Source organism: Kitasatospora sp. Root107 (assembly GCF_001424875.1).
Classification (GTDB): domain Bacteria; phylum Actinomycetota; class Actinomycetes; order Streptomycetales; family Streptomycetaceae; genus Kitasatospora.
Genome location: NZ_LMCT01000027.1, coordinates 13107 through 37159 on the forward strand (window position 1 = coordinate 13107; position 24053 = coordinate 37159).

Annotated in this window: 15 protein-coding genes; 6 read left to right on the forward strand and 9 right to left on the reverse strand. The window is 70.9% G+C overall.

What is annotated here, in order from left to right; translation table 11 throughout:
- The first annotated feature begins 28 nt into the window (after window positions 1-28).
- On the forward strand, window positions 29-772 hold the full coding sequence (locus ASC99_RS23380; RefSeq protein WP_057235224.1) for an SDR family oxidoreductase: 744 nt from the start codon (window positions 29-31) through the stop codon (window positions 770-772).
- 28 nt (window positions 773-800) lie between these two features.
- Here ASC99_RS23380 and ASC99_RS23385 read toward each other — a convergent pair whose 3' ends face one another.
- Window positions 801-1022 carry a hypothetical protein gene (locus ASC99_RS23385; RefSeq protein WP_057235226.1) on the reverse strand — a complete coding sequence of 74 codons (222 nt, stop codon included), beginning with the start codon at window positions 1020-1022 and terminating at the stop codon, window positions 801-803.
- A 178-nt stretch (window positions 1023-1200) separates the two neighbouring features.
- Entirely contained in the window at window positions 1201-3264 is a 2064-nt protein-coding gene (locus ASC99_RS23390) for a carbohydrate binding domain-containing protein (RefSeq protein ID WP_057235228.1), read from the reverse strand.
- Window positions 3265-3635: 371 nt separating this feature from the next.
- Here ASC99_RS23390 and ASC99_RS23395 point away from each other — a divergent pair, with 371 nt between their 5' ends.
- From ASC99_RS23395 to ASC99_RS23405, 3 genes are all read left to right on the forward strand, one after another.
- On the forward strand, window positions 3636-4268 hold the full coding sequence (locus ASC99_RS23395) for a TNT domain-containing protein (RefSeq protein WP_063857158.1): 633 nt from the start codon (window positions 3636-3638) through the stop codon (window positions 4266-4268).
- A gap of 101 nt (window positions 4269-4369) precedes the next feature.
- Window positions 4370-4870: a SigE family RNA polymerase sigma factor gene (locus ASC99_RS23400; protein ID WP_057235230.1), complete on the forward strand. Its 501-nt coding sequence runs from the start codon at window positions 4370-4372 to the stop codon at window positions 4868-4870.
- A 30-nt stretch (window positions 4871-4900) separates the two neighbouring features.
- A complete protein-coding gene (locus tag ASC99_RS23405; RefSeq protein ID WP_057235232.1) occupies window positions 4901-5845 on the forward strand; it encodes a hypothetical protein in 945 nt (314 codons plus the stop codon).
- 11 nt (window positions 5846-5856) lie between these two features.
- Here ASC99_RS23405 and ASC99_RS23410 read toward each other — a convergent pair whose 3' ends face one another.
- The 4 genes from ASC99_RS23410 to pulA all read right to left on the reverse strand — a co-directional run bounded on the left by ASC99_RS23410 (window position 5857) and on the right by pulA (window position 16074).
- Entirely contained in the window at window positions 5857-6195 is a 339-nt protein-coding gene (locus ASC99_RS23410; protein ID WP_057235235.1) for a P-II family nitrogen regulator, read from the reverse strand.
- Window positions 6192-7499, reverse strand: a complete 1308-nt coding sequence (locus ASC99_RS23415; RefSeq protein WP_057235237.1) for an ammonium transporter — start codon at window positions 7497-7499, stop codon at window positions 6192-6194. Before ASC99_RS23415 ends, ASC99_RS23410 begins: the two co-directional genes overlap by 4 nt.
- Window positions 7500-7711: 212 nt before the next feature.
- Window positions 7712-10039 carry a M4 family metallopeptidase gene (locus ASC99_RS23420; protein ID WP_057235239.1) on the reverse strand — a complete coding sequence of 776 codons (2328 nt, stop codon included), beginning with the start codon at window positions 10037-10039 and terminating at the stop codon, window positions 7712-7714.
- A gap of 506 nt (window positions 10040-10545) precedes the next feature.
- The gene (pulA, locus tag ASC99_RS23425; protein ID WP_057235241.1) at window positions 10546-16074 is read right to left on the reverse strand and encodes a pullulanase-type alpha-1,6-glucosidase; all 5529 of its coding nucleotides are present in this window, start codon (window positions 16072-16074) and stop codon (window positions 10546-10548) included.
- Between the two features lie 290 nt (window positions 16075-16364).
- On the opposite strand from pulA, the gene ASC99_RS23430 reads away from it, so the two are divergent.
- Window positions 16365-17315 (forward strand): phosphatase PAP2 family protein, encoded by a 951-nt coding sequence (locus ASC99_RS23430; protein WP_057235243.1) that lies wholly within the window; start codon window positions 16365-16367, stop codon window positions 17313-17315.
- 130 nt (window positions 17316-17445) lie between these two features.
- On the opposite strand, the gene ASC99_RS23435 is transcribed toward ASC99_RS23430, so the two are convergent.
- Both ASC99_RS23435 and ASC99_RS23440 read right to left on the reverse strand, forming a co-directional pair.
- Entirely contained in the window at window positions 17446-20463 is a 3018-nt protein-coding gene (locus tag ASC99_RS23435; protein WP_057235245.1) for a bifunctional [glutamine synthetase] adenylyltransferase/[glutamine synthetase]-adenylyl-L-tyrosine phosphorylase, read from the reverse strand.
- A gap of 138 nt (window positions 20464-20601) precedes the next feature.
- On the reverse strand, window positions 20602-21828 hold the full coding sequence (locus tag ASC99_RS23440; RefSeq protein WP_162257913.1) for a glycosyltransferase family 2 protein: 1227 nt from the start codon (window positions 21826-21828) through the stop codon (window positions 20602-20604).
- Window positions 21829-22205: 377 nt separating this feature from the next.
- On the opposite strand from ASC99_RS23440, the gene ASC99_RS23445 reads away from it, so the two are divergent.
- A complete protein-coding gene (locus tag ASC99_RS23445; RefSeq protein ID WP_057235249.1) occupies window positions 22206-23084 on the forward strand; it encodes a hypothetical protein in 879 nt (292 codons plus the stop codon).
- On the opposite strand, the gene ASC99_RS23450 is transcribed toward ASC99_RS23445, so the two are convergent.
- Window positions 23003-23764: a class E sortase gene (locus ASC99_RS23450; protein WP_057235251.1), complete on the reverse strand. Its 762-nt coding sequence runs from the start codon at window positions 23762-23764 to the stop codon at window positions 23003-23005. The two genes, ASC99_RS23445 and ASC99_RS23450, sit on opposite strands and share 82 nt — an antisense overlap.
- Window positions 23765-24053: the final 289 nt, after the last annotated feature.

The following is a 24053-nucleotide window of genomic DNA, read 5'->3' on the forward strand; positions in this document are numbered from 1 at the left end:
GGCCGGTCCCAGTCGAGGAGTACAGCAGATGCCGCAGCAGGTCGCCGTCGTCACCGGAGCAGGCAGCGGCGTGGGCCGCGCCGTCGCGCTGGAGCTGGCCGCCCACGGCTGGCGGCTGGTGCTGGCCGGGCGCCGGGCCGAGCCGCTCGACGCGGTGGCCGCCGAGGCCGGGCCGGGCGCGCTCGCCGTCCCGACCGACGTGACCGATCCGGCGGCGGTGGACGCGCTGTTCGCCGCGACCGCCGAGCACTTCGGTCGGATCGACCTGCTCTTCAACAACGCGGGCACCTTCGGCCCGCCGACCCCGCTGGAGGACCTCACCGTCGCCGACTGGCGCGCGGTGGTGGACCTCAACCTGACCGGTGCCTTCCTCTGTGCGCAGGGCGCCTTCCGCCTGATGAAGCGTCAGGACCCGCAGGGCGGCCGGATCATCAACAACGGCTCGATCTCCGCGCACACCCCGCGCCCCGGCAGCATCGCCTACACCGCCACCAAGCACGCCGTCACCGGCCTGACCAAGTCCCTCTCGCTGGACGGCCGTCAGTACCGGATCGCCTGCGGCCAGATCGACATCGGCAACGCCGCCACCGACATGACCGCCGCGATGTCCACCGGCGTCCGCCAGGCCGACGGCCGGATCGCCGCCGAGCCCACCATGGACGTCGCCGACGTGGCCCGCACCGTCCGGCACATGGCCGAACTCCCGCTGGAGGCCAACGTCCAGTTCGCCACCGTGCTGGCCACCACCATGCCGTACATCGGCCGGGGCTGACCTGCGCCGGCGGCCGGCCGGTTGGCCCCTACTCGTCCTGCCAGTGCCGGTAGCACGGGACCGGTCCGTCCGCCGTCAGACGGTAGACACTGGTGGTCGGCCAGTACTCCCCCACCTCGATCACCGGCAGCTCGGCCCGCAGCGCCATCCGCAGTGACGGCGGCGGCCCGACGGACCTGACGCGCTTGCGGTGGCCGTCCCAACGGCCGCCGTGGAGCTGGAGGTCGAGGATGGCGGAGGTGTTGCCCATCCTCCGATGCTCCCGTGGCGTCTGCCTCCCGTGGCGCGCGCCACTGGAGACACCACTCGATCGGGGGGTTTCGCCCCGGCAGCCGTGACCGGTCGCTCCCGTCCCCGTGCGCTGGGGTGGGAGCGACCGGCCGGTCTTGACGGCGGGTCAGGCGGGTCAGGCGGACCGGTCGGGCCGGTCAGCTCCGCCAGGTGTCGTTCAGCGCGACCTTCCCGCTCGCCGGGACGGTCGCGGTGCGGTTGGCCCCGCTCTCCCAGGTCACCGCGCCGGCGGCGTCCTTGCGGATGTACTTGTACTCGAACGAGGTGCCGGCGGCCAGCGTGACGTCGAGCTTCCAGACCGGGTAGCTCGCCGAGGAGAGCAGCAGGGCGGCAGCCGGGTCCCAGGCACCCAGGGCGGCGTTGTTGCCGACCAGGTAAATGCTCTGGCCGGTCGTCGTGGTGGCGTTCACCGCGAAGGCCGCACCGGAGGTGGTGGCGGTCGGGCTCGCGGTGGCCGTGGCGCACGGGTCGCCGCTGCCGACCACGCCGTCCTTGACCGTGACGTTCCCGCTGCCCAGCGCGTAGTTGGCGCTGTTGTTGTTGTCCCAGGTGCCGGAGCCGTTGTTGAAGGTGGCGGCCAGGCCGGTCGCACTGCCGAGGGCGACGGTCTTCTTCACCCAGCCGGTGCAGGCGGCGTCCATCGTGACACCGGGCGCGGTGGTCCAGCTGCCGCCGGTCGGGGCGTAGTGCAGGTAGTACGCGGCCCAGTTCTTGTTGGTGCTGTAGAAGACGGTCGCCGAGTTGGTGCCGGTCGGGGTCGGCGAGGGGCTGACGGTGCTGCCACCCTTGGCGTTGACGTGCAGCGCGACCGAGTCGCCCGCACCGACGGTGGCGGTGAACTTCCCGTCCGAGCCGACCGTGTACGTCACCCCGGAGCAGCTGCCCGCGGCGAAGTCACCGTGCTGGACGTCGCAGTAGACGCCGGCCGGCAGCGAGGTCTGGAAGGTCTGGGTGACCGCGCCGCTCTCCCGGTTGATCGCCACGTAGCCCTTGTCGCCCCGGCCGAAGCCGATCGCGTTGTTGCCGTTGGACCACCAGTTGGTGATGCCGGTGCCGGTCACCGCGTTCCGGAAGCCGACCATGTTGGCCACCGGGCGCCAGGCGTGCGTGCAGTTCCAGCCGTCGCTGTAGCAGGAGTTGACGGTGCCGCCGTTCGGCGGGCCGGCGTCGTTGCTGTCGAAGGCGTAGCCGGAGTAGACGTTCGGCGAGCCGTACGGGTGGGCCAGCAGGAAGACGTTGGCCAGCGTGTAGGCGGAGCCGTACTTGTAGGTGAGGGTCGAGCCGTTGCGCTCGGTGTCCCAGTTGTCGACGAAGGTACGGGCCTGCGAGCTGCCCAGCAGGCCGCTGCCCCAGCCGCCGAGGTCGGCGATCTTCCCGCCGTTGAAGGCGCTCTTCAGCCAGGTCGCGGAGCGGAACTCGTCCACGTCGCCGACGCCGGTGTACTCCGAGGGCTGGACCGGCTCGCCGGCGCCGTAGATGACCTCGCTCACCCAGTAGGCGTTCGGGTTGCTCATCTTCGCCTTGATGCCGGCCATGTCGGTGGCGGCCATGTGCTTGGCGGCGTCGATCCGGAAGCCGTCGGCGCCCAGCGAGAGCAGGTCGCTCAGGTAGTTGGCGATGGTCTGCTGGACGTACGCGGAGCCGGTGTTGAGGTCGGAGAGGTTGACCAGCTCGCAGTTCTGCACGTTGGAGCGGTCGCCGTAGTTGCTGATCGCCGAGCGGCAGGAGTGGAAGTCCTGGTCCCCGTAGTAGCCGGGGTAGTTGTACTTGGTGTAGTTGGTGCCGCCGGTCCCGGTGCCGGAGCCGGCCGACATGTGGTTGACCACCGAGTCGGCGATCACCTTGACGCCCGCGGCGTGGCAGGTGTTCGTCATGTTCTGGAACGCGGTGCGGTCGCCGAGCCGTCCGGCGATCTTGTAGCTGACGGGCTGGTAGGAGGTCCACCACTGGCTGCCCTGGATGTGCTCCTGGGGCGGCGAGACCTCGACGAAGCCGTAGCCCTTCGGGCCGAGGGTGTCGGTGCAGGCCTTGGCGACGGAGTCGAAGCGCCACTCGAACAGCGTGGCGGTGACGTCCTTGGTGCCCGGCGGGGTGGCCTGGGCGGTCGGCGCGAGCGAGAGTCCGGTGCCGATCGAGAGCGCGAGGGCGGCCGAGGCGGCGGCTGCGCCGACCGCGCGGCGGCGGGGGGATGTGGTGACCACGGTGTCTCCAGGGGGCTGGGTGGGCAGCCTGGGTTCACCCGCAGGGGGAGCGCGGGTGGGCACGGCAGGTGGGTGGGGCGGAGCCGGGACGGCCGTGTGGGGTGCCGATCCCGCTCCGGGGACGCGCCGGTGATGCACCGTCAGCGTGAGGGGAGTGCCTCTTGCTGCAAGACCACTGAAACTTGCTGGAAACTTGCAACGCGCTGAACCTACGGCCGGCCCGACCCTCCGTCAAGACTCGCCAAGGCAACAGATCGGTCACCTCCGGCGGGTACCGGCCAGATCCGCGCGTCCCGGTTGACGCGGAACCACCGCCACCGCTTCGATGATCACCGTCCGTATTCGTACGATCACCCCTGGAGCGCAACCGCATGAGGATCCGTCAGGCCCTGGCCGCCATCGGCATGACCGCCACCCTGCTCACCGGCACCGTCCTGGTGGACACCGCCGCCGCCACCACCTCCTCGGAGTGCTCGACCGCCGACTTCCACGGCGACCGCCGGCTCGGCCCCGAGCTGCTCCCCAGCACCGGCCCGGTCGGCCGCCAGCTCTGGGGCTACCAGCGCACCGGCGGGCTGACCGAGCAGGAGTTCTTCGACCGCTACTACGACGCCGCCACGGGCTACTGGCGCTACCCGCCCGCCGACGGCTACGTCACCCGGCCCGACGGCACCCCGATCGAGATCCAGCAGACCCTCGGCACCGGCCAGCGGATCGACCGCTACGGCAGCGAGTACGGCTCCTACCTGGCCCCCGAGGGCCTCCCGTACGCCACCCGGGCGATCCCGCCGCAGAGCCTGGACAGCGAGCCGGCCGCCCCCTGCAACTACCACGTGTACAAGGTGATCCGGCCGTTCACCGTGGACGCGGGCCCGATCGCCCCGTGGTTCGGCCAGCCCGGCTACGGCTGGCAGTTCCAGCTGGACGCCCGGCACGTCCCCGGCGCCCCGGCCCGACTCTCCGTCCTCTGGCTGATCGACAACGGCTACCTGGCCCGGGCCTGACCGTCGCCCGCTCCTCGTGATCGGAGCTGACGTGATACCTATCCGGGCGTCGGGGCGTCGGTACTGGTGACGTCAGCAGGAACGACCGGTCGGGGCGGGGTATGGAGTTCGAGGAGTTCGCAAGCAGCAGAGCCAGGAGGCTCTTCCAGATCGCGTATCTGATGTGCGGGGACTGGCACCTGGCACAGGACCTGGTGCAGAACACGCTCGCGAAGATGTTCGTGGTCTGGGGCCGACTACGGCGCGGCCGGGACGAGCCGGGGCTGGACGCCTACGCGCGGAAGGTACTGCTGCGCATGTACCTCTCGCACCGACGGCTCCGCCGCTCCGGCGAGATCGTCTCGGCCGACCTGCCGGAGGGTGAGGTGGCAGGCGGGCACGGGGGTACCGACCTGCGCCTCACCCTGGTCACCGCACTGGCCCAACTGCCGCCGCGCAACCGGGCGGTGGTGGTGCTGCGCTTCCTGGAGGACCACAGCGTCGAGGCGGTGGCCGAGCTGCTCGAGGTCTCTCCCGGTGCGGTGAAGAGCCTCACCACCAGGTCGCTGGCCAAACTCCGGGAAGCCCTGGGCGACGACCACGAACTCCTGCTCCGCCCGTGAACCAGCCAACCGACAACGAGGACAAGGGACATGGAACGCGACCCCGGAATTGACCGGCTGTTCGACCGGGCGGCCCGAGAGATCGACCCACCGGTGGCAGTGCTGGTGGCCGAAAGCCACCGGCTCGGCCGCCGCCGCAGACTGCACCGCCGCCTGCGGATCACCGCCGCCGCCCTCACGGTGGCCGCGCTGGCCACCACCACGGCGGTGACCCAGTGGCCCGCCCGGGACAGCGGCTCGACGCTCACCGTCGCGGCCGACCCGACCCCGTCGAGCCCGACACCGTCGGCGTCGGCGTCGGCGTCCGTGTCTGCGTCACCGAAAGCATCACCGGCGACGACGGTCGTACCGCCCCCGGTTCCCGGCAAGACCGACGAGCCGACGGTTCCGGTCAGTGCGGAGGCGATGTTCAGGATCCTCGCCGACCTGCTCCCCAAGGGCGCCAAGTTCAGCTACTTCGACGATCCGCTGTGGCCGGCCGGCGGGAACAGCAGCAAGCACGTCAACTTCTACGTCGACTACGACGACGGCCACGGCGCATCCACCGTCGGGGTGACGCTGGAGAGCAGCGCGGCCATGCTCCCGGCCTTCGGCTGTGACGGGTTCTCGGCCCAGGGCGACACCGCCCGACCGACCGGAGCACTGCCGGCCTCGTGCGGCGCCCGGATACTGGTGGACGGCAGCCGGATCCAGAGCGTCGTCACCGCCACCGGCGCGAGCGGGCAGTACGGCCTGAACGTGCACGTCCGGCGCCCGGACGGCGTAGTGGTCCGGATCACCGCCGGCACCGGCACCATCAGTGGCCAGGGCTCCGGCATTGCCGGGACCGAGGTCACCCGGCTGGTCCCGCCGATCGGGCTCGCCGTGCTGGAGTCGATGGTCCTCGATCCCCGCTGGCAGTTCCAGGTCCCGAAGCGGACCTGGGCCGACGGCAAGGACCTGGCCGGCCTTACCGGCCGCATCCCGCCCCGGTAACCGACGGGCCGTCAGACCGCGTCCGGGCCACGCTCCCCGGTCCGGACGCGGACGATGGTGTCCACCGGCACCACCCAGACCTTGCCGTCACCGATCTTGCCGGTCCGGGCGGCCTCGACGATGGCGTCGACCACCACGTCGGCCTCCTCGTCCTCCACCACGACCTCGATCCGGACCTTCGGCACCAGGTCGATCCGGTACTCGGCACCCCGGTAGACCTCGGTGTGACCGTGCTGACGGCCGTAGCCGCTGGCCTCGGTGACGGTCAGTCCGTGCACGCCGTGAGCCTGGAGCGCGTTCTTGACCTCGTCCAGCTTGAACGGCTTGACGACGGCGGTGATCAGCTTCATGCGACGGGGGCCTTCACAGCAGTGGGGGCGTGGGACGCGGCGCTGCCGTGGCCCAGGACGCCGTGATCGTACGCGGTCTCGGCGTGCACGGCGAGGTCCAGGCCGGTCAGTTCGTGCTCGGCCGAGGCGCGGAATCCCATCACCCGGTCGATCACCTTGCCGATCCCGTACGTGGCGCCGAACGCGTAGCCGCCGACCACCAGCACCGCCAGCAGCTGCTTGCCGATCTGGCTGAACCCGCCGTGCAGCAGACCGGTGGCGCCGCCCGTCATCACGGCGGAGGCGAAGACGCCGATCAGCACGGTGCCGATCACCCCGGCCACCAGGTGCACGCCGACCACGTCCAACGAGTCGTCATAACCGAACCGGAACTTCCAGCTGACCGCGTAGCAGCAGACCACGCCGGCCACCAGGCCGATCACCAGCGCGCCGAGCAGGTCCACGCTGCCGCAGGACGGGGTGATCGCGACCAGTCCGGCGACAGCGCCGGAGGCGGCGCCGAGCGTGGTGGCGTGACCGTCCCGCTTCTTCTCCACCAGCAGCCAGCCCAACAGGCCGGTGCAGCCCGCCGCCTGGGTGTTCAGCAGTACGGCCGCAGCGGTGCCGTTGGCGCCCAGTGCCGAGCCCGCGTTGAAGCCGAACCAGCCGAACCAGAGCAGGCCCGCGCCGAGCAGCACCAGCGGCAGGTTGTGCGGCCGCATGGCCTCCTTCTTGAAGCCGAGCCGGGGGCCGAGCACCAGTGCCAGGGCCAGGCCGCTGGCCCCGCAGTTCACCTCGACCACCAGGCCGCCGGCGAAGTCCAGCGCGCCCAGCCTGGACAGGATCCAGCCCCCGGGGGCGAACACCCAGTGCGCGACCGGGACGTAGACCAGCAAGGTCCAGACCGCCGTGAAGGCCACCCAGGCACCGAACTTGGCCCGGTCCGCCACCGCGCCGCTGATCAGCGCGGCAGTGATGATCGCGAAGGTCAGCTGGAAGGTGGCGAACAGCAGGGTGGGTACCTTGCCGGTCAGCGAGGCGGGGGTGATCCCGGCCATCCCGAGGTGGTCGAGGCCGCCGATCAGACCGAGCCCGCCGAGGTCGGGGCCGAAGGCGAGCGAGTACCCGGCGAGCAGCCAGACCACGGTGACCACCGCGATCGAGACGAAGCTCATCATGATCATGTTGAGCGCGCTCTTGGTGCGGACCATACCGCCGTAGAACAGCGCGAGCCCCGGGGTCATCAGCAGGACCAGGGCGGTACTGGCCAGCAGCCAGGCGGTGTCGCCGGTGTCGAGCCCGGCGGGGGTGTCAGCGAGGAGCATGTGGAGCCTTCCCGAACCGCGCACCGTGGGTGGGGTGTGTGCGCTGGTGGGAGGGAGTCTGGACGGAACGGATTACCGGTTGCGGACGCCCGTGTTTCGGCGACGTTTCATGTTGCCGGGCGGTTTCGAACATCTCACCAGATGGAACGGCAATGGCCGGACCCCGGCTGCTCGCGGCAGCCGGGGTCCGGAGTTCAGCTACTGACGCAGGGTCAGCTGGTGGTGATCGAGGTGTCGTCGATCAGGAAGCTGGTGGCGAGGGACGAGTCCTCGACACCGTTGAACTTCAGGGTGACCGTCTGGCCGGCGTAGGCCGAGAGGTCGAAGGTGCGCAGGGTGTAGGTGGCCGTCTTGTCGACGTTGGAGTACGTCTTCAGGGCGGTGCCGTTGACCGTCACGGTGAGCTTGTCGTAGGCGGTGGTGCCGGTCTCGGCGGTGTCGATCCGCAGGTAGAACCCGAGGGTCGCCTTGCAGCCGACCGGGATGGAGACGGTCTGGCTGGCGCTGTCGGTGTGGGCGGAGCCGTAACCGTTCAGCCAGGCCTTGTAGGAGCCGGTGCGGGCGGGCTTGCTGGTGCCGTTGTCGACCACGCCCGAGGTCGTGGTCCAGACGGTGGCGCCGGACTCGAAGCCGGCGTTACCGAGCAGCTGCGCCGGGGTGCAGGTGCTGGTGGTGTCGGTCACGGTCCAGGTGAAGCTGGCCGAGCCCGTGGCGTTGACGGCGTCCTTCGCGGTCACGGTCACGTTCGAGGTGCCGAGCGCGGTCGGGGTGCCGGTGATCAGGCCCGAGGACGAGATCGACAGGCCGGCCGGCAGGCCGGTGGCGGTGAAGGTGCGCGGGGCGGTGCCACCACTCGCGTTGACCTGGAGGCTCACCGCGGTGTTGATCTTGGTGGACTGGTTGCCCGGGCTGGTCACGGTGACGGCGCCCGGGTTCGGCGGCACGCTGCCGACGCTGACGCCGGCCCACGCGGTGCCGACCGCGATGACCTCGGCCGAGCCCGCGCCGTACAGGTCCTTGGCCGCGTTCTCGGTGGCGGTGCGGGCCTGGGCGTAGTTGGTGCTGGAGGTCATGTAGACCGTCAGCGCGCGGTACCAGATCGCCGCGGCCTTGTCCCGGCCGATGCCGGTGACGGTGATGTTGTTGGTGGTCGGGCTGTTGTAGCTGACGCCGTTGATGACCTTCGCGCCGCTGCCCTCGGACAGCAGGTAGAAGAAGTGGTTCGCCGGGCCCGAGGAGTAGTGGACGTCCACGCCGCCGATGCCCGAGTACCAGGCGTCCTTGGACGAGCCGTCCTTCGAGGGCTTGTCCATGTAACGGAGCGGCGTGCCGTCCCCGTTGATGTTGATCTCCTCGCCGATCAGGTAGTCCGGCACGTCGGCGGCCAGGTTGGCGTTGAACTCCACCATGGTGCCGAAGATGTCGGAGGTGGCCTCGTTCAGGCCACCGGACTCACCCGAGTACGTGAGGTTGGCGGTGTTGGAGGTGACGCCGTGCGTCATCTCGTGGCCGGCCACGTCCAGCGCGGTCAGCGGGGCGTTGTTGCCCGAGCCGTCGCCGTACGTCATGCAGAAGCACTGGTCGTCCCAGAAGGCGTTGACGTAGTTGCTGCCGTAGTGGACCCGGCTGAAGGCGCCGACACCGTCGTTGCGGATGCCGTTGCGGCCGAAGGTGTTCTTGTAGTAGTCCCAGGTCGCCGCCGCACCGAAGTGCGCGTCGACGGCGGCCGACTCCTTGTTGCTGGCCAGGCCGTTGCCCCAGGCGTCGGTGGCCTTGGTGAACAGGGTCCCGTTTCCGGAGGTGCCGTTGTTCATGTTGGTGGTGTACATCCCACCGCGGGGCGCGTCCTTCATCTGGTACGTCGAGCCCGACAGCGTGGTGCCGATGGTGACGTTACCGACGAAGACGCCCTGGCCGGTGCCCTTCTGAATACCCTCGAACTTGTGCAGCACGACGCCGGACTGAGCGTCCGTCACCACGTGGGTGCGCATCGGGGTGCCATCCGCCTCGACACCGGAGACCACGGTCTCCCAGGCCAGCGTCGGCGCGTTGCCTGCGGCCCAGACGACCAGCCGCGGCGCGGTGTCCAGGCTGGAGCCCTGCTCGGCGGCGAGCGCGGCGGCCTGCGCCTTCGGGGCGGCCAGCGCCGGGGTGGTGGAGACGCCGGCCAGCGAGGCCGTGGAGGCCCGGTCCAGGCCCTTGGTGACGCCACCCGCGGTCTGGTGGACCACCATGTCGCCGCCGAGCACCGGCAGTCCGCCGTAGGTGCGCTCGTAGCGCAGGTGGCGGGAGCCGTCGGCGTCGACCACGACGTCCTTGGCGATCAGCTTCTCCTGGCCGGACAGGCCGAGCGCCTGGACCAGGCCCGCGCCCTTCTGGCCTGCGTCGGACAGCAGCTGAGCCTTGCCGGCAGCCGCCTGGCTGACCGGTGCGGGGGCCTGGGGGGCCGCCTGCGCCATGGTGGGCAGTGCGGTCACCACCAGCGCGGTGGTGGCCGCCAGGGCGGCCATCGTCACCCGGGCATGGGTGTAGCGGGACATGCGGACTCCTTTTCCGACCGGTCGCGGGGTTCACGAACGGTGGAGAGAACCTGGCCGCGGGGTTGCGGCACAGCGGGGGCCCCGGGCCACTGGTGCGCGGCCCAGGTCGGTGCGTACAAAGGAGTGGTGCTTGGTAGCGCCTTGCCTGCGCTGGAACTGCTGCAGCGGGGGGATTGGGGCCCGGCTCGTCTGCAGCCGGGGGAATCGTGGCAGCAAACGAGTGATGAATGACAGATGCATGCCACGGTTTGGCCGATAACCGACCCAGGCATTCATGCACTGACGGAGTGTCAGGTCAGTGGGCCGGCAAACCCCTTGTGGTGATGGTTGTCATGTTCCCGGCTGCACTTCGCATCCGCCCCATCGGCGCTGAACAGCGCGCCAGGCCGCACCCGTCCGGACGGTCGGTCGGTTCCCCGCACCCCCTACGGCCGACCCCTGGAAACAGCGCCGCCCGGGGCTCCGGTGTCACCACCGGAAGCCGCCGGGCGACTGTTTTCAGCCAACTAACCCTGTACGAACACCGCGACCGTACGGGCCGGAACGGTGAACGTGCCGGTGGAGCGGTCGAATGACGCGCTCTTCACCACCGGATCGGCCCCCTGCGCCTGCACCTGGTGCAACGACTGACCGGTGCCCTTCAGCCCGGCCACGGTCTGCTGCTGGGCGGTCGGGGTCGCGTTGAACACCACGGTGATGCCCCGCTCCGCGCCCCGCAGGCCGGCGCCGTCCAGGTGCATGGTGATCACCCCGGGCGTCTCGGCCGCCGTCCCCGACAGCGGGAAGGACAGCCGCTGCTGCACCTCCGCCGCGCTGCTCAGCGCGAACAGCGGCGAGGACTGCCTGATCCGGAGGAACTGCCGGTACTGCGCGCCGGTGGCCTGAATCTCGTTGCACCCGACGGTCAGCCGGGGGTCGGCCAGCAGGGACTTGGCGGTCGGCCACATCTCCTTGTTGTCGGCCGCCATCGGCAGCCCCCGGCCCCAGCCGTTGCCCTTGGTGCAGTCCCACTGGATCGAGTTGAACCAGTCACCCGAGTCGAAGGAGTTGGCGTCCAGCGACTTGGAGCGCAGCAGGTCGCTGCCCGCCTGCGCGAAGCCGGGCCCCTGGCTCAGCGCGGTGAGCGACAGCCCGAGCGCCTGCATCCGGGCCCGGTCGGCCGGGGTGGTCGTGGTCGGCAGCTTGTAGGCCAGTGCGTCGAACAGGTCGGCGTTGTCGTGCGCGTCGACGTACTCGACCGCCTCGCCCGGGTTGGCCGCGTAGCCGGTCGGGGAGCCGTTGTAGTCGACTCCCGCGCCGGTGACGGACTTTCCGCTGCTGTCGGTGAACCCGAAGCCCGCCAGGTTGCCGGTCAGCCCGACCTTGATCTGGTCCATCTGGTGCAGCAGCCGGGCCTGCTGTTCGGCCGAAGTCCCGTTCGCTGCCGACCCGTTGGGGTCGGTGTACAGACCGGAGGCGAAGCCCTGCTGGGGCGCCGAGTTCAGCATGAAGTTGCCGCCCCGGGCCGCGTCCCGCACCCGGTCGTTGAAGGTGGCGATCCCGGTGCCGGCCATGTTCAGCTGACTGGCCTGCTCGAAACGGGAGTTGTTGGCGACGACGCCGAAGTTCCAGCCCTCGCCGTAGAGGAAGACGTCCTTGCCCTCGACCCCGTCGCGCTCCTTGCTGAGCCCGCGCAGCGCCGACTGGACGTCCAGCATGGTCTGCTTCGGGTCCAAGCCCATCAGGTCGAACCGGAAGCCGTCGACCCGGTACTCCTTCGCCCAGGTCAGCACCGAGTCGACCACCAGCTTGTTCATCATGGCGTGCTCCGGCGCGGTGTCCGCGCAGCAGCTGTCGGTGGTCACCGCGCCCGCGTCGCTGAGCCGTTGGTAGTAGCCGGGCACCACCTTGTCCAGCACCGAGTGCTCGGCCTGGCCGGCGGCAGCGGTGTGGTTGTAGACCACGTCCAGCACCACCCGCAGGCCCGCCTCGTGCATCGCCTGCACCATCTCGCGGAACTGAACGGTGCGCGCCGTACCGGTCGCCTCGGTGGCGTACGAGCCCTCCGGCACGGTGTAGTGCAGCGGGTCGTAGCCCCAGTTGTACGCGTCCTCGGCCTTGACCGCCGCCACGCACTCCTGCTGCTGCTCGCTGTCCGCCGCAAGGGAGTTCAGGTCGCAGGCGGGCAGCTTCTGGTCGGCCCGGTTCTCCCGGACGGTGGCGATGTCGAAGGTCGGCAGCAGGTGGATGGTGGTGACACCCGCCTGGGCCAGCTCGCGCAGGTGCTGCATCCCGGCCGACTTCGACTCGGTGAACGCCTTGTAGGTGCCCCGCTCGGCGGCTGGCACGGTGGCGTCCGCCGAGGAGAAGTCCCGGACGTGCAGCTCCTGGATCTGCTGCCGGCTCGGCGACACCGCCTGCGGCGAGCGGTGCCCGTCCCAGCCGCGCGGCTTGGTGTCACGGCCGGCCAGATCGGCCACCAGGCTGCGCTTCGAGTCGGCCGAGAGCGCCACCGAGTACGGGTCGGTGACCAGGTTGGTGACGTTCTGCCGGACGCTCGGCGCCCAGACCTTGACCTGGTACAGGTAGTACTTGCCGTCCAGTTCCCCGGCATCCCGGGTCAGCGACCAGACGCCGGTCGCCTCGTCCCGGCGCAGCGGCACGGTCCTCGGCGTACCGCCGGTGGCCCCGTCGAAGAGCTGGACGGAGACCTCGGTGGCGGTCGGTGCCCAGAGCGACAGGGTCACCTCACGGTCGTCGCCCCACCAGTCCCAGCCCTCGGACTTCCGGTAGACCGGGCCGAGTTGGGCCTTCGCGGCCTTGGCCGCGTACAGGTCGTCCAGCACGCCGGGGATCTGCACGCCGGTGGCGGCCAGCGCGGCGCCGCTCGGCAGGTGCTCGGTGAAGATCAGCTGGCTGCGCAGCGCCTTGGTGATCCGCCCGGCGTCCCGGCCGTCCACGGTGAAGGCCCGGTATCCCGCCAGGTGCGGGTACTTGGCCTTCTGAGCGTCCGTCAGGGTGCCCGGGTTGAGCCGGATCCACTGGCCGGGCTTGTTCAGCACGCCCTTGTCCACGGTGAGGCCGCCGTCGGCATCGTAGATCAGCTGGGCACTGGTGCCACCCGCCAACGCGCTGTCCGCCGCACCGAAGTTGGCCGGAACCAGCACGGTCCGTGTGTCGATCCACTGGGCCCGGGCCGAGGTCAGGTCGAGCTGCGCGGAGCTGCCGGCCGCCTGCGGCAGCAGGTGGCCCTCCTGGCCGCCGATCAGCCAGATCTCCCGGCCACTGGTGGCGAAGTTCAGCGACTGGTCGTTGGGCAGGTCCTTGTCGTTGCCGTTGTGCAGGATGTAGCTCAGGCTGGTCGCCCCGGCGGCCAGCGGCACCTCGAAGACCGCGCCGTAGGCGTCCTTCCTGGCGGGCAGCAGCGGGTTGCCCCAGTCGGTCGGGGTGGCCGCGCCCGTCCAGTCGTGCAGACCCCAGCCGTCGTACTTGCCGTCGGCCCGGTAGTAGTGGATCACCGCCGTGTCGGCGGGCACCGGGACGGCCGGGTCGGGGTTCTTGGTGTAGACGTTCGGGTCGCCCTCCTTGACCCAGACCTCACCGGTGGCACCCAGGTCGATGTGGCGGTCGGCCTCGCCGTCCTTCGTGCCACCCTTCTCCACCACGAAGCCCACGTCGGCCGCGCCGCTCTTCAACTTCACGTAGGCGAAGGCCCCGTAGGCGTCCCGCCCGGTGAAGCCGTGGCCGTCCGGCCAGGGGGTGGACTCGCCGTCGGCCAGGTCGCCCCAGGCGTACATGTTCCAGCCGTCGTAGTCGGCGTTCTTCCGCTGGTAGTGCACGACCGCGTACGGGCGCGAGGTGGCGCTCGGCGCGGGCTTGGGCGCCGGGGTCCCGGTGGTGAAACTCCCGGTCGCGGAGCGGAGGTTGCCGCCGGAGTCCTTGACCACCGCCTTGTACCGGACCACGGTGCCGGGGGCGACCCCGGTCAGGTCCTGGGTCACCCGGTACGTACCGTTGTCGGCCGAACCGAGCTGCTGCCAGGGGCCGTTGCCGATCTGCGCGGCGAACGAGACCCGGTTGAAGCCGCCACCCGGCACCTCGGCGCCGATCGTGACGGTGCCGGTCGAGCCGTTCTCAGGTGCCTTCAGGGCGAGTTGGGGAGCGGCGGCCGGCTTGGCGAGCTTGCCCGCCGCCTGGTGCACCACCGAGGAGTAGGCCGGGACGGTCACGGTGACCTTGCGGTCGGCGCCGCTGGTGGTCTTCGCCCCCGCGCTCGGGTAGAGCTGCTTGAAGTCCATGCCCGCCGAGAAGGTGTCCAGCGTGACGGTCTTCGGCTCGGCCGAGTTGTTGACCGCGACCAGGTACTCGACCTGCTGTCCGGCGTCGATCCGGGAGAACGCGTAGACGCCCGCGCCGTCCGCCGCGTACCGCTCGACCTGCGCGCCGTCGGCCAGCGCCGGGTGCGCCTTGCGCAGCCCCGCCAGGGTGGCTATCCCCTGGTACAGCGCGCCGCCCTGGCCGTACCGGTCGGCCGGGCCCTTGCTGCCGCCGATCACGGTGTCGGCGTTGTAGGAGCCGGTCTTCGAGGCGAACATGTCCTGCCGGGCGTCCTTGTCGCCGCCCGCGCCGGTGAAGCCCTGCTCGTCGCCGTAGTAGACCACCGGCTGACCCCGGGTCAGGAACATCAGCTCGTTGGCGAACCGGTCCTTCTGCAGCAGCTGCTCGGCCGAGGCCCCCGGGTTGTCGCTCTGCAGGAAGCTGCCGAACCGGCCCATGTCGTGGTTGCCGAGGAAGGTCGGCAGCTCGTACGCGTTGGTGTCGGCCGTGGTGTAGCGGAAGTCCTGCGCGTACAGCTCGGCGAGCGCCTTGGCCGAGCCGCCCTGCGAGACGTACTTGCGGGCGCTCTCCTGGAACGCGAAGTCCAGGGTGGCCTGCAGCTTGCCCTTGGTCACGTACGGCGCGGTGACCGACGGGTCACCGGAGTAGACCTCGCCGAACATGAAGAAGTCCTGGTTGCCGCGCTCGGCGGCGTACTGCTTGAGCGCGGGGGCCCACTGCGACCAGAAGGCCATGTTGACATGCTTGACGGTGTCGATCCGGAAGCCGTCGACCCCGCTCTCCTTCACCCAGGTCTGGTAGATCTGCTTCATGCCCTCGACCACCCGCGGATTCTGGGTGTCCAGGTCGTCCAGACCGGAGAAGTCGCCCTCGGTCGAGGACTCGCCGACGAAGGTCGAGTTGCCCCGGTTGTGGTAGAGCGCGGGGTCGTTCAGCCAGGACGGGGTCTTGGCCTTCTGGTCCGCCGCGCTGCGGAAGGACGGCGTGTAGGGGAACGAGTTCGCGCCGATCTTCGGCCACTGGGCGGCCGCGTCGGCGATCGCGGTCTCGTCCACCGGGTTCCCGTCGGCGTCCAGCGTCGGGTAGGCGCCGGCCGAGCGGTAGTCGTACTTCCCCTCGGTGTAGTCGACGACGTCGGCGGTGTGGTTGGTGATGACGTCGAAGAAGACCTTGATGCCCTTCCGGTGCGCCTTCGCGATCAGCTCCTTGAGCTGGGCGTTGGTGCCGAAGTGCGGGTCGACCTGGGTGAAGTCGGTGATCCAGTAGCCGTGGTAGCCGGCCGAAGCGTCCGCCCCCGTGCCCTGCACCGGGCGGTTCTTGAACAGCGGGGCCATCCAGATCGCGGTGGTGCCCAGGCCCTGGACGTAGTCCAGCTTGTCGATCAGGCCCTGCAGGTCACCACCGTGGTAGAAGCCCTTGTCGGCCGGGTCGAGGCCGGTCTCCAGCCGGGTGCCGGTCAGGCCGCCGGTGTCGTTCTTCGCCTCGCCGTTCGCGAACCGGTCCGGCAGCACGAAGTAGAACTGCTCCCGGGTCAGGTCGTGCCGGTCCGCCTCCGCGGCCATCGCCTTGTCCGAGGGCGGCCCGGCCGGGGCGGCCATCGCCAGCGGGGCGGCCCCCAGCCCGGTCGCCAGCAGCGAGGCGGCGATCAGGACGGCCGTACGGCCGGGCCGTCGGTAGGTGGTCGTGCTCCGTGGGCGGCGGGGCTGGGCTTCGGCCACTGCGGGCTCCCTTGAAGGCGGCTGGACGTCGTTGGGTGGCTGGACGCTAGCGGCTGCAAAATGTTTCAGCAAGATGCAGAAAAGGTTGCAGTCGTGGTCTTGACCGAACCGTTGCCTGCCGACCGCCGAGACAGGGGCCGCGTCGACCGAGCGCCCCCGAACGAGTCACAATGGACCCCATGTCAGACCCCGGTACCCAGCCCCGTACCCCGGAAGGGGGACAGGCGGTGAAGAATCCACTACCGCAGGATGAGCAGACGGCCACGAGCCGTCTGGCAGACTTCTCGCCCATGGGGGAATCGACCGAGCAGTTCGCAGCCGACGCCGCAGGCGGCCAGGCGGCGGCGCAGGCCGGTTCCGTCCCGGACGGGGGCCGTACGAGCCACCGGCCGGACGGAGCCACCCGCGCCGCCCAGTCCACCGGCGCCGCCGTGCGCGGCCGCATCCGCGACCAGCGCCGCACGCCGGCCCGGCCCCGGCTCTGGTTCGAGCTCGCCCTGATCGGGGTCAGTTACTGGCTGTACTCGCTGGTCCGCAACGCGGTGCCCGAGCAGGACGTCATCGCCCAGCGGCACGCGAGCTGGATCTGGGACCTCGAGCAGCACCTCGGCGTCGCGGTCGAACGCGGCGTCAACCACGCGGTCGACTCGGTCACCTGGCTGATCGTCGGGATGAACTACTACTACGCCACGCTGCACTTCATCGTGACCATAGGCGTGCTGGTCTGGCTCTACCGCTCCCACCCCGGCCGCTACGCGGCAGCCCGCACGGTGCTCTTCGTGACCACCGGCCTGGCCCTGGTCGGGTTCTACTTCTACCCGCTGGCCCCGCCCCGCCTGATGACCGGCGGCAGCTTCATCGACACCGTCAAGGTGCACGACACCTGGGGCTCGATGGCCTCCGGCGCAGGGGCCAGCGTCTCCAACCAGTACGCGGCGATGCCCTCGATGCACATCGGGTGGTCGCTCTGGTGCGGGCTGACCATCTTCTTCCTCGCCCGCACGCCCTGGGTCCGGGTGCTCGGACTGCTCTACCCCGCCGTCACCCTGGTGGTGATCGTCTCCACCGCCAACCACTTCTGGATGGACGCGGTCGGCGGCGCACTCTGCCTGGCCCTCGGCTTCGCGGCCGCCCGCCTGATCTACCACGTCTGGGTCTACCAGCTCCCCCGCACCCGCGGCGAGCGCGAGCACGACCTGACCGTCCCGGAACAGTGGGCCCTCACCAAGGTCGACCACTGACGCTCTGGTCAGCCACGGCGGACCAGGGGCTCGGGGCTCTGCTGATGTGCGGCTCCGCCGCGCGGGCGACGCCGACCTCGAAAAAGGTGATCCGTACGTAGGTGGTCAGGCACTTTCGTACGTGATGCTCCTAGCCGTAGAAGAGCTCCTCCACGACGGCCCGGGCCCGGCGGGTGGTGCGGCGGTAGTCGTCGACCAGCTCGCCCGTGTGGCCGGAGCCGTAGCCGAGGTAGCGGGCCACGCCGGCCAGTTCGCGGGCCTCCCCGGGGAAGCTGTCCCCCGCCCGGCCGCGGACCAGCATGACCGCACTGCGCACCCGCGACGCCAGCACCCACGCCGCGTCCAGCACCACCGCGTCCTCCGCCGCCACCAGCCCGGCCTCGACCGCCGCCGCCAGGGCGGCCCGGGTCCGGGTGGTCCGCAGCCCCGGCACCACGTGCCCGTGCTGCAGCTGGAGCAGCTGCACGGTCCACTCCACGTCCGCCAGACCGCCCCGGCCGATCTTGGTGTGAGTGGTGGGGTCGGCCCCGCGCGGCAGCCGCTCGGCCTCGATCCTGGCCTTGATCCGCCGGATCTCCAGCAGGTCCGGGGTCGGCACCCCAGCTCCGGGGTAGCGCAGCGGGTCGATCAGCGCCCGGAACCGCTCCCCCAGCTCGGGGTCACCGGCCACCGGTTCGGCCCGCAGCAGCGCCTGGGACTCCCAGACGTGCGACCACCGCCGGTAGTACGCCTCGTACGAGCCCAGGGTCCGCACCAGCGGGCCCTGCCTGCCCTCCGGCCGGAGATCCGCGTCGACCAGCAGCGGCGGCTCGGTGGACGGCGAGGCCAGCAACGTCCGCAACTGGTTGCAGACCGCGAACGCGGCCTTGGCGGCGTCCTGGTCCAGCACCCCGAGCAGCGGCTCGTGCACGAAGAGCACGTCCGCGTCCGAGCCGTAGCCCATCTCGCGCCCGCCGAACCGGCCCATCGCGATCACTGCCAGCCTGGTCGGCAGCTCGCCGTTGGCGCTCTCCCACTCGGCCACGCAGGCCCGCAACGCGCCCTGCAGGGTGGCGGCGTTCAGCACCGTCAGCGCCTCACCCGCCGCGTCCACGGCGGCACCGGGCTCCTCGCCGAACCGGCCGAGTACGTCGGCGGCGGAGGTCCGGAACAGCTCCCGGCGGCGGACCGCGCGGGCCGCCGCGACTCCGGCGGCAGCCGATCCGGCCCGGCCGACGGCCGACTGGATCTCCTGGGTCAGCGCGACCCGCCCGCGCGGCAGCAGGCCCTGCGGATCGCCGAGCATGGCCACCGCCTCGGGGGCCCGGAGCAGCAGGTCGGGGGCCAGCCGCCCGGCCGAGAGCACCCGGGCCAGCTGTTCGGCGGCCGCGCTCTCGTCCCGTAGCAGCCGGAGGTACCAGGGGGTACGGCCGAGCGCGTCGGAGACCTGACGGAAGTTCAGCAGCCCGGCGTCCGGGTCGGCCGAGTCGGCGAACCAGCCGAGCAGCACCGGCAGCAGGGTCCGCTGGATCGCGGCCTTGCGGCTCACCCCGGAGGCCAGTGCGGTCAGGTGGCGCAGCGCGGCCGCCGGGTCGGCGTAGCCGAGCGCCTCCAACCGTGCCTTGGCCGCCTGGGTGGAGAGCCCGATCGCGCCGGTCGGCAGCTCGGCCACAGCGTCCAGCAGCGGGCGGTAGAACAGCTTCTCGTGCAGCCGCCTGACCTCGACCGCGTGCCGCTTCCACTCCCGCTGGAGCGCCGCCACCGGGTCGGCCCTGGTGTCGTCGTTGATCTGGGCGGCCAGCGAGCGGGCCAGCCGGCGCAGGTCGGCCGGGTCGGTGGGCATCAGGTGGGTCCGGCGCAGCCGGTGCAGCTGGATCCGGTGCTCCATCGCGCGCAGGAACCGGTACGCCGCCTCCAGCGAGGCCGCGTCGGCCCGGCCGACGTAGCCGCCCGCGCTGAGCGCCTCCAGCGCCTGCAGGGTGGTGGGGCTGTGCAGCCGGGCGTCGGTCCGGCCGTGCACCAGTTGCAGCAGCTGCACCGCGAACTCGACGTCCCGCAGCCCGCCGGGGGCGAGCTTGAGCTGCCGGTCCAGCTCGCGGGCGGGGATCGCGTCCACCACCCGGCGGCGCATCTGCTGGACGTCGGCGACGAAGTTGTCCCGCTCGGCGGCCTGCCACACCAGCGCGCCGGTGGCCTCGGCGTACGCGGCGCCGAGCTCGGCGTCCCCGGCCACCGGACGGGCCTTCAGCAGGGCCTGGAACTCCCAGGTCTTGGCCCAGCGCTGGTAGTACGCCAGGTGGCTGGCCAGGGTGCGGACCAGCGGGCCGTTGCGGCCCTCGGGACGCAGGTTGGCGTCCACCGGCCAGATGGTGCCCTCGCCGGTGGTGTCCGAGCAGAGCCGCATCATCCTGGCGGCCAGCCGGGTGGCGGCCTGCACCGCCTGGTGTTCCTCGACGCCTTCGCGCGGCTCGGCGACGAAGATCACGTCCACGTCGGAGACGTAGTTGAGCTCGCGGCCGCCGCACTTGCCCATGCCGATCACCGCGAGCCGGCAGCGCCCGGCCGCCTCCGGGTCCTGCTCGGCGGCGATCTCCAGCGCGGTCTGCAGGGTGGCGCCGGCCAGGTCGGCCAGTTCGGCGGCGGCCTGCGGCAGGTCGGTGGTGCCGCTCAGGTCGCGGGCGGCGATGGTCAGCAGACAGCGCCGGTAGGCGATCCGCAGCGCGTCCGCCCGGTCGGTGCCGGCGGTCCGCATCCGGTGCTGCAGTTCGCGCCGGAAGTCCTCGGTGCCGGGGTGGATGTCCCGGAGCTCGAAGGTGACCAGGGCGTGCCAGTCGCGCGGGTGCCTGGCCAGGTGGTCGCCGAGCGCGGTGGAGGCGCCGAGCACCGAGAGCAGCCGGTCCCGCAGTGGCTTGGAGCTGGTCAGGGTGTCCCGCAGGGTCTGCCGTTCGGCCGGGTCGAGCGCCTCCAGCAGCCGGCCGAGGCCGAGCAGCGCGAGGTCCGGATCGGCGGTCGTGCCGAGCGCGTCCAGCAGCACCGGGTCGTCCGAAAGACCGTGCAGCCAGGGCTCGCCGAGCAGCCCGACGGCGGCCTGCGGGTGGGAGAACCCCCGCCGCACCAGGCGTACTTCCAGCCGACTGGTCCGGCTCCCGGCCCGCTCCTCCACTGCCATCGCCCCTCCGCTGTGCCAGTAGGCCCGCGCGAGGTGCGCGGGTCTACGAGCCTACGGTCCCAGGAGTACGGTCCGCTCCCGCTGTCCCGCGGCAACGCGGTGGCGCGGGACAGCGGTGCGACGGTGCGGCCGGGCCCGTCAAGCCCGCTCCGGCATCCGGCCGAGCAGATGCCAGAGCAGCCCGGCGAGCAGGACGGAGCCGCTCGCGGAGACTCCCGCCAGCATCAGCTCCTCCTGGTGGCCCATCCGGCCGAGGAGCGCTCCGAGAGCTCCGATCCCGGCCCCCGTTCCGGTCAGTGCCAGCCGCCGCCGCTCCGACATCCGGGTGATGACGGTCCGTCGGCCCTGTCGTCCGGTCCAGGAGGTCAGATGTCTGCCCAGCACCCATTCGCGGAACATGACCCACAGGGAGAGAACCGTCCCCATCGTGCCGACCACGAGATATGCCGGATAGTTGACGATTGTCTGGCGGACCCCGATCTGCAGACTGGCCGTTCCGAGTGTCAGCATCAGCATGACCAGGAACCACCAGCCCATCCACCGAAAGGTGTCGAATTCCGTGAATCCGCTGACCAAGTGATAGATCAGCGAGACGTATCCGCTCGCGAGCAGGACGCTGTCCACGAGCATCGCGCCGAATACCCGGGTGAATCCCCAGCTGCGGAAGAACAGCCCTCGGTGCTTGTACAGGGCCTGCGCCCAGCCGGCCGCCCAGCGGTGGGTCTGCCGCCAATAGACGTTCCAGCTGCCCGGGTCGCGGACGCACACGTACGCGCCCGGCACGAAGCCCGCCCGCTGGCCCGAGCGGTTCATCTTCAGCGCCAGCTCGACGTCCTCGCAGAGGCTGTCGGTGGACCAGCCGTCGACCGCCCGGACCGCGTCCGTGCGGTAGACCCCGGCGCATCCGGAGAGCACAGCCACCCAGCCGTGCCACGACTCCACCGTCCGCGACATCCGGTGGGCCGCCGCCCATTCGATCATCCGCGAGCGCTGGAACAGGCCCTTGACGCTGTGCGGCGTGACCGACATGCAGACGCCGCCGAAGTCCTTCTCCCGCATCCGGGCCAGGCACTTCTCCAGCACGTCCGCGGAGGCGAAGTACCCGTCCGCATCGAGCAGGGCCACGTACTCGGTGGTCACCGCCTCAAGGGCGAGATTGAGCGACTTCGGTTTGCTCTCCTGCTGGACCTCCAGAACATCGGCCCCGTGCCGCCGGGCGATCTCGGCGGTGTCGTCGGTGCAGAGGTCCGCGATGACCAGGACTCTCTCCGGCTGGGAGGTCTGGCCGAAAGCGGACTTCACCGCGTCCGCGATGAAGTCCGCCTCATTGTGCGCCGGAATCAGCACAGTGAGTGATTCGGTCACCGGCGCGAGAACCACTTCACCGCCGCACCGATGGCCGCGGTGGCACCTCCGGCCGCCAGCAGAGCCAGCGAGGCGACGCCCGTATGAGCGAGTCCGTACATGGTTTTCCCCTTGCTCAGTGGTACGAGTGCGGATTATCGGTGATCTCATGGCCCATATTCGAACGATATTCGCACCCATGGGAACACCGCCGTAAATCTGCCCAAGATTTACCATGCCCGGCCCGGTGCAACGGCCTATAACACGCCATCAGACATCGTGCGAGCCACGCCCGAGGCACCGATTTCATCCGATCAGCCTCGATCGTCGGCGCCCGGTGCTCGGTGATCAGCTCCATCTCCGCGCGGATCGGGCCGCCATCGGGAATCCTGAGCGGCATGCTGACCCGTCTTGTCCTGGCTGCCGCGATCAGCGTCGCAGCCGTACTCACACCGGCACTGCCACCGGCCGGAGCCGAGAGCCTCTCGGCACCGACCCGGGGCCGTCCCATCCTGCTCGAACGGTTCAGCACCCTGGACGTCGGCCCGGGCCGGGCCTGGGGCTGGCAGAGCGCCTCGTACGCCAACTGCACCGACAACCCCGACAGCTGGAAGCACGACCGGCTGACCCGCTCCTCCCTGAGCACTGCCCCGGGCCATCTCGTCGTCACCGCCACCCACCGGGACGATGGCGACTGGGACACCGGCCTGCTGACCACCGGCGACTCCTGCGACTCGGGAGGCAGCGGGGTCCAGGTCCGCACCGGCGACCTGGTGCTGGTGCACATCCGGCTGCCCGCCGCCGACACCGGTGCCTGGCCGTGCCTGTGGACCTGGCGGGACGGCCGCAACGAGGTGGACATCTTCGAGTGGTACGCCGACCGCCCCGACCAGATCGAGTTCGTCAACCACGTCCGCTCGGGCAGCACCGTCTACGCCGACCCGAACATCGGAGCCGACCGCTGGGTATACCTGGCCACGCAGCTCGGCGCCGACAACAACACCTGGTACGTCGGGCCGTCGATCGACACCCTCACCGAGGTGTGGTCCGACCACACCGGGGTCGGACCGGACTTCGCCGCCTACCTGATCCTCAACCTCTCCATCAGCGACGGCAGCTTCCACCAACCCCCGGTCGGCACCGACCCGGTCAGCATGGAGATCGACCTGCTGACCGTCGAACGCCCAGGACGGCGTCAGCGCAGCTCCGGCGGCGGCGTCCTGCCCCCGTCCACCGCCTCATCGCGCACCAGGCTTCCCCAGACCACCATCCGGTAGCGCGAGGTGTACACCGGCGTACACGTCGTCAGCGTGATGTAACGGCCGGCCGAGCGGTACGGCGAGCCGACCGGCACCGGCGCGATCACGCCGACGTCGTCCTGCGAGGTCTCCGGCAGGACGCCGTCGACCCGGTAGACGTACCAGCGGTCTTTGGTCTCGACGACCAGCGCGTCACCGGGCGCGACCTGGTCCAGATCGTGGAACTTCGCGCCGTGCCCGTCGCGGTGCGCCGCGAGCGCGAAGTTCCCCTCGCGGTCCCAGGGCATCGCCGCCCGGTAGGGCTGCGTGTACACCCCGGCGACGCCCGAGGCGAGCGTGCCGTCGTCCGTGCCCATCCGGACCAGCACCTGGTAGCCCCTGCCCATCGCGGGCACGTGCAGGAAGCCGATGTCCTCGCCGACACGCAGGGTGGGCTCCGGCCGCGCTTCGGGGGACGCACCCCGCGCCTCGGGCGGTGCCGGCGCGACCACGGGTGCGGTTGCCGGGGCGGCCGAGGACGCCGACCAGCTGCCGCGCAGCCGCCCGCCCGCCCGGTCCGCCGCATGGTCCGCCAGCACATCGCTCCACCACACCGCATACACGACGAAGAGCACCGTCAGCACACCCGCCGTCACCAGCAGGTCGCCCAGACCCCGCACCACCTGCCGCCCACGTCCGCCCACCAGCTGCCGCACCACCGCAAACCACCCTCACCGCACGTGACCGGATACTCCGTGCACTCCGTGCACTCCGTGCGTCACTCCAGCGCGGACACCGCCCGAGCCGCAAGGCGACACGCAAAGGCCCCGGACCGACAGCAGTCCGGGGCCCTCGGTGCAGCTCGGGTTTACAGCCCCTCGGTTCGCCTTGCACGGCCCACATACGGCCCGGACAGTAACCGTCGTCACGCTCCGAACTGCGGTAGGGGCAGACTTCCCAGGGCTCGCCGGAACGGTCGCTCCAACGCCACCACAAGTGGCGATCCCT

Coding starts and splice junctions, on each gene's coding strand:
- ASC99_RS23380 (WP_057235224.1), top strand. CDS start 29: ATGCCGCAGCAGGTCGCCGTCGTCACCGGAGCAGGCAGCGGCGTGGGC.
- ASC99_RS23385 (WP_057235226.1), bottom strand. CDS start 1,022: ATGGGCAACACCTCCGCCATCCTCGACCTCCAGCTCCACGGCGGCCGT.
- ASC99_RS23395 (WP_063857158.1), top strand. CDS start 3,636: ATGAGGATCCGTCAGGCCCTGGCCGCCATCGGCATGACCGCCACCCTG.
- ASC99_RS23400 (WP_057235230.1), top strand. CDS start 4,370: ATGGAGTTCGAGGAGTTCGCAAGCAGCAGAGCCAGGAGGCTCTTCCAG.
- ASC99_RS23405 (WP_057235232.1), top strand. CDS start 4,901: ATGGAACGCGACCCCGGAATTGACCGGCTGTTCGACCGGGCGGCCCGA.
- ASC99_RS23410 (WP_057235235.1), bottom strand. CDS start 6,195: ATGAAGCTGATCACCGCCGTCGTCAAGCCGTTCAAGCTGGACGAGGTC.
- ASC99_RS23415 (WP_057235237.1), bottom strand. CDS start 7,499: ATGCTCCTCGCTGACACCCCCGCCGGGCTCGACACCGGCGACACCGCC.
- ASC99_RS23420 (WP_057235239.1), bottom strand. CDS start 10,039: ATGTCCCGCTACACCCATGCCCGGGTGACGATGGCCGCCCTGGCGGCC.
- ASC99_RS23430 (WP_057235243.1), top strand. CDS start 16,365: ATGGGGGAATCGACCGAGCAGTTCGCAGCCGACGCCGCAGGCGGCCAG.
- ASC99_RS23435 (WP_057235245.1), bottom strand. CDS start 20,463: ATGGCAGTGGAGGAGCGGGCCGGGAGCCGGACCAGTCGGCTGGAAGTA.
- ASC99_RS23445 (WP_057235249.1), top strand. CDS start 22,206: ATGCTGACCCGTCTTGTCCTGGCTGCCGCGATCAGCGTCGCAGCCGTA.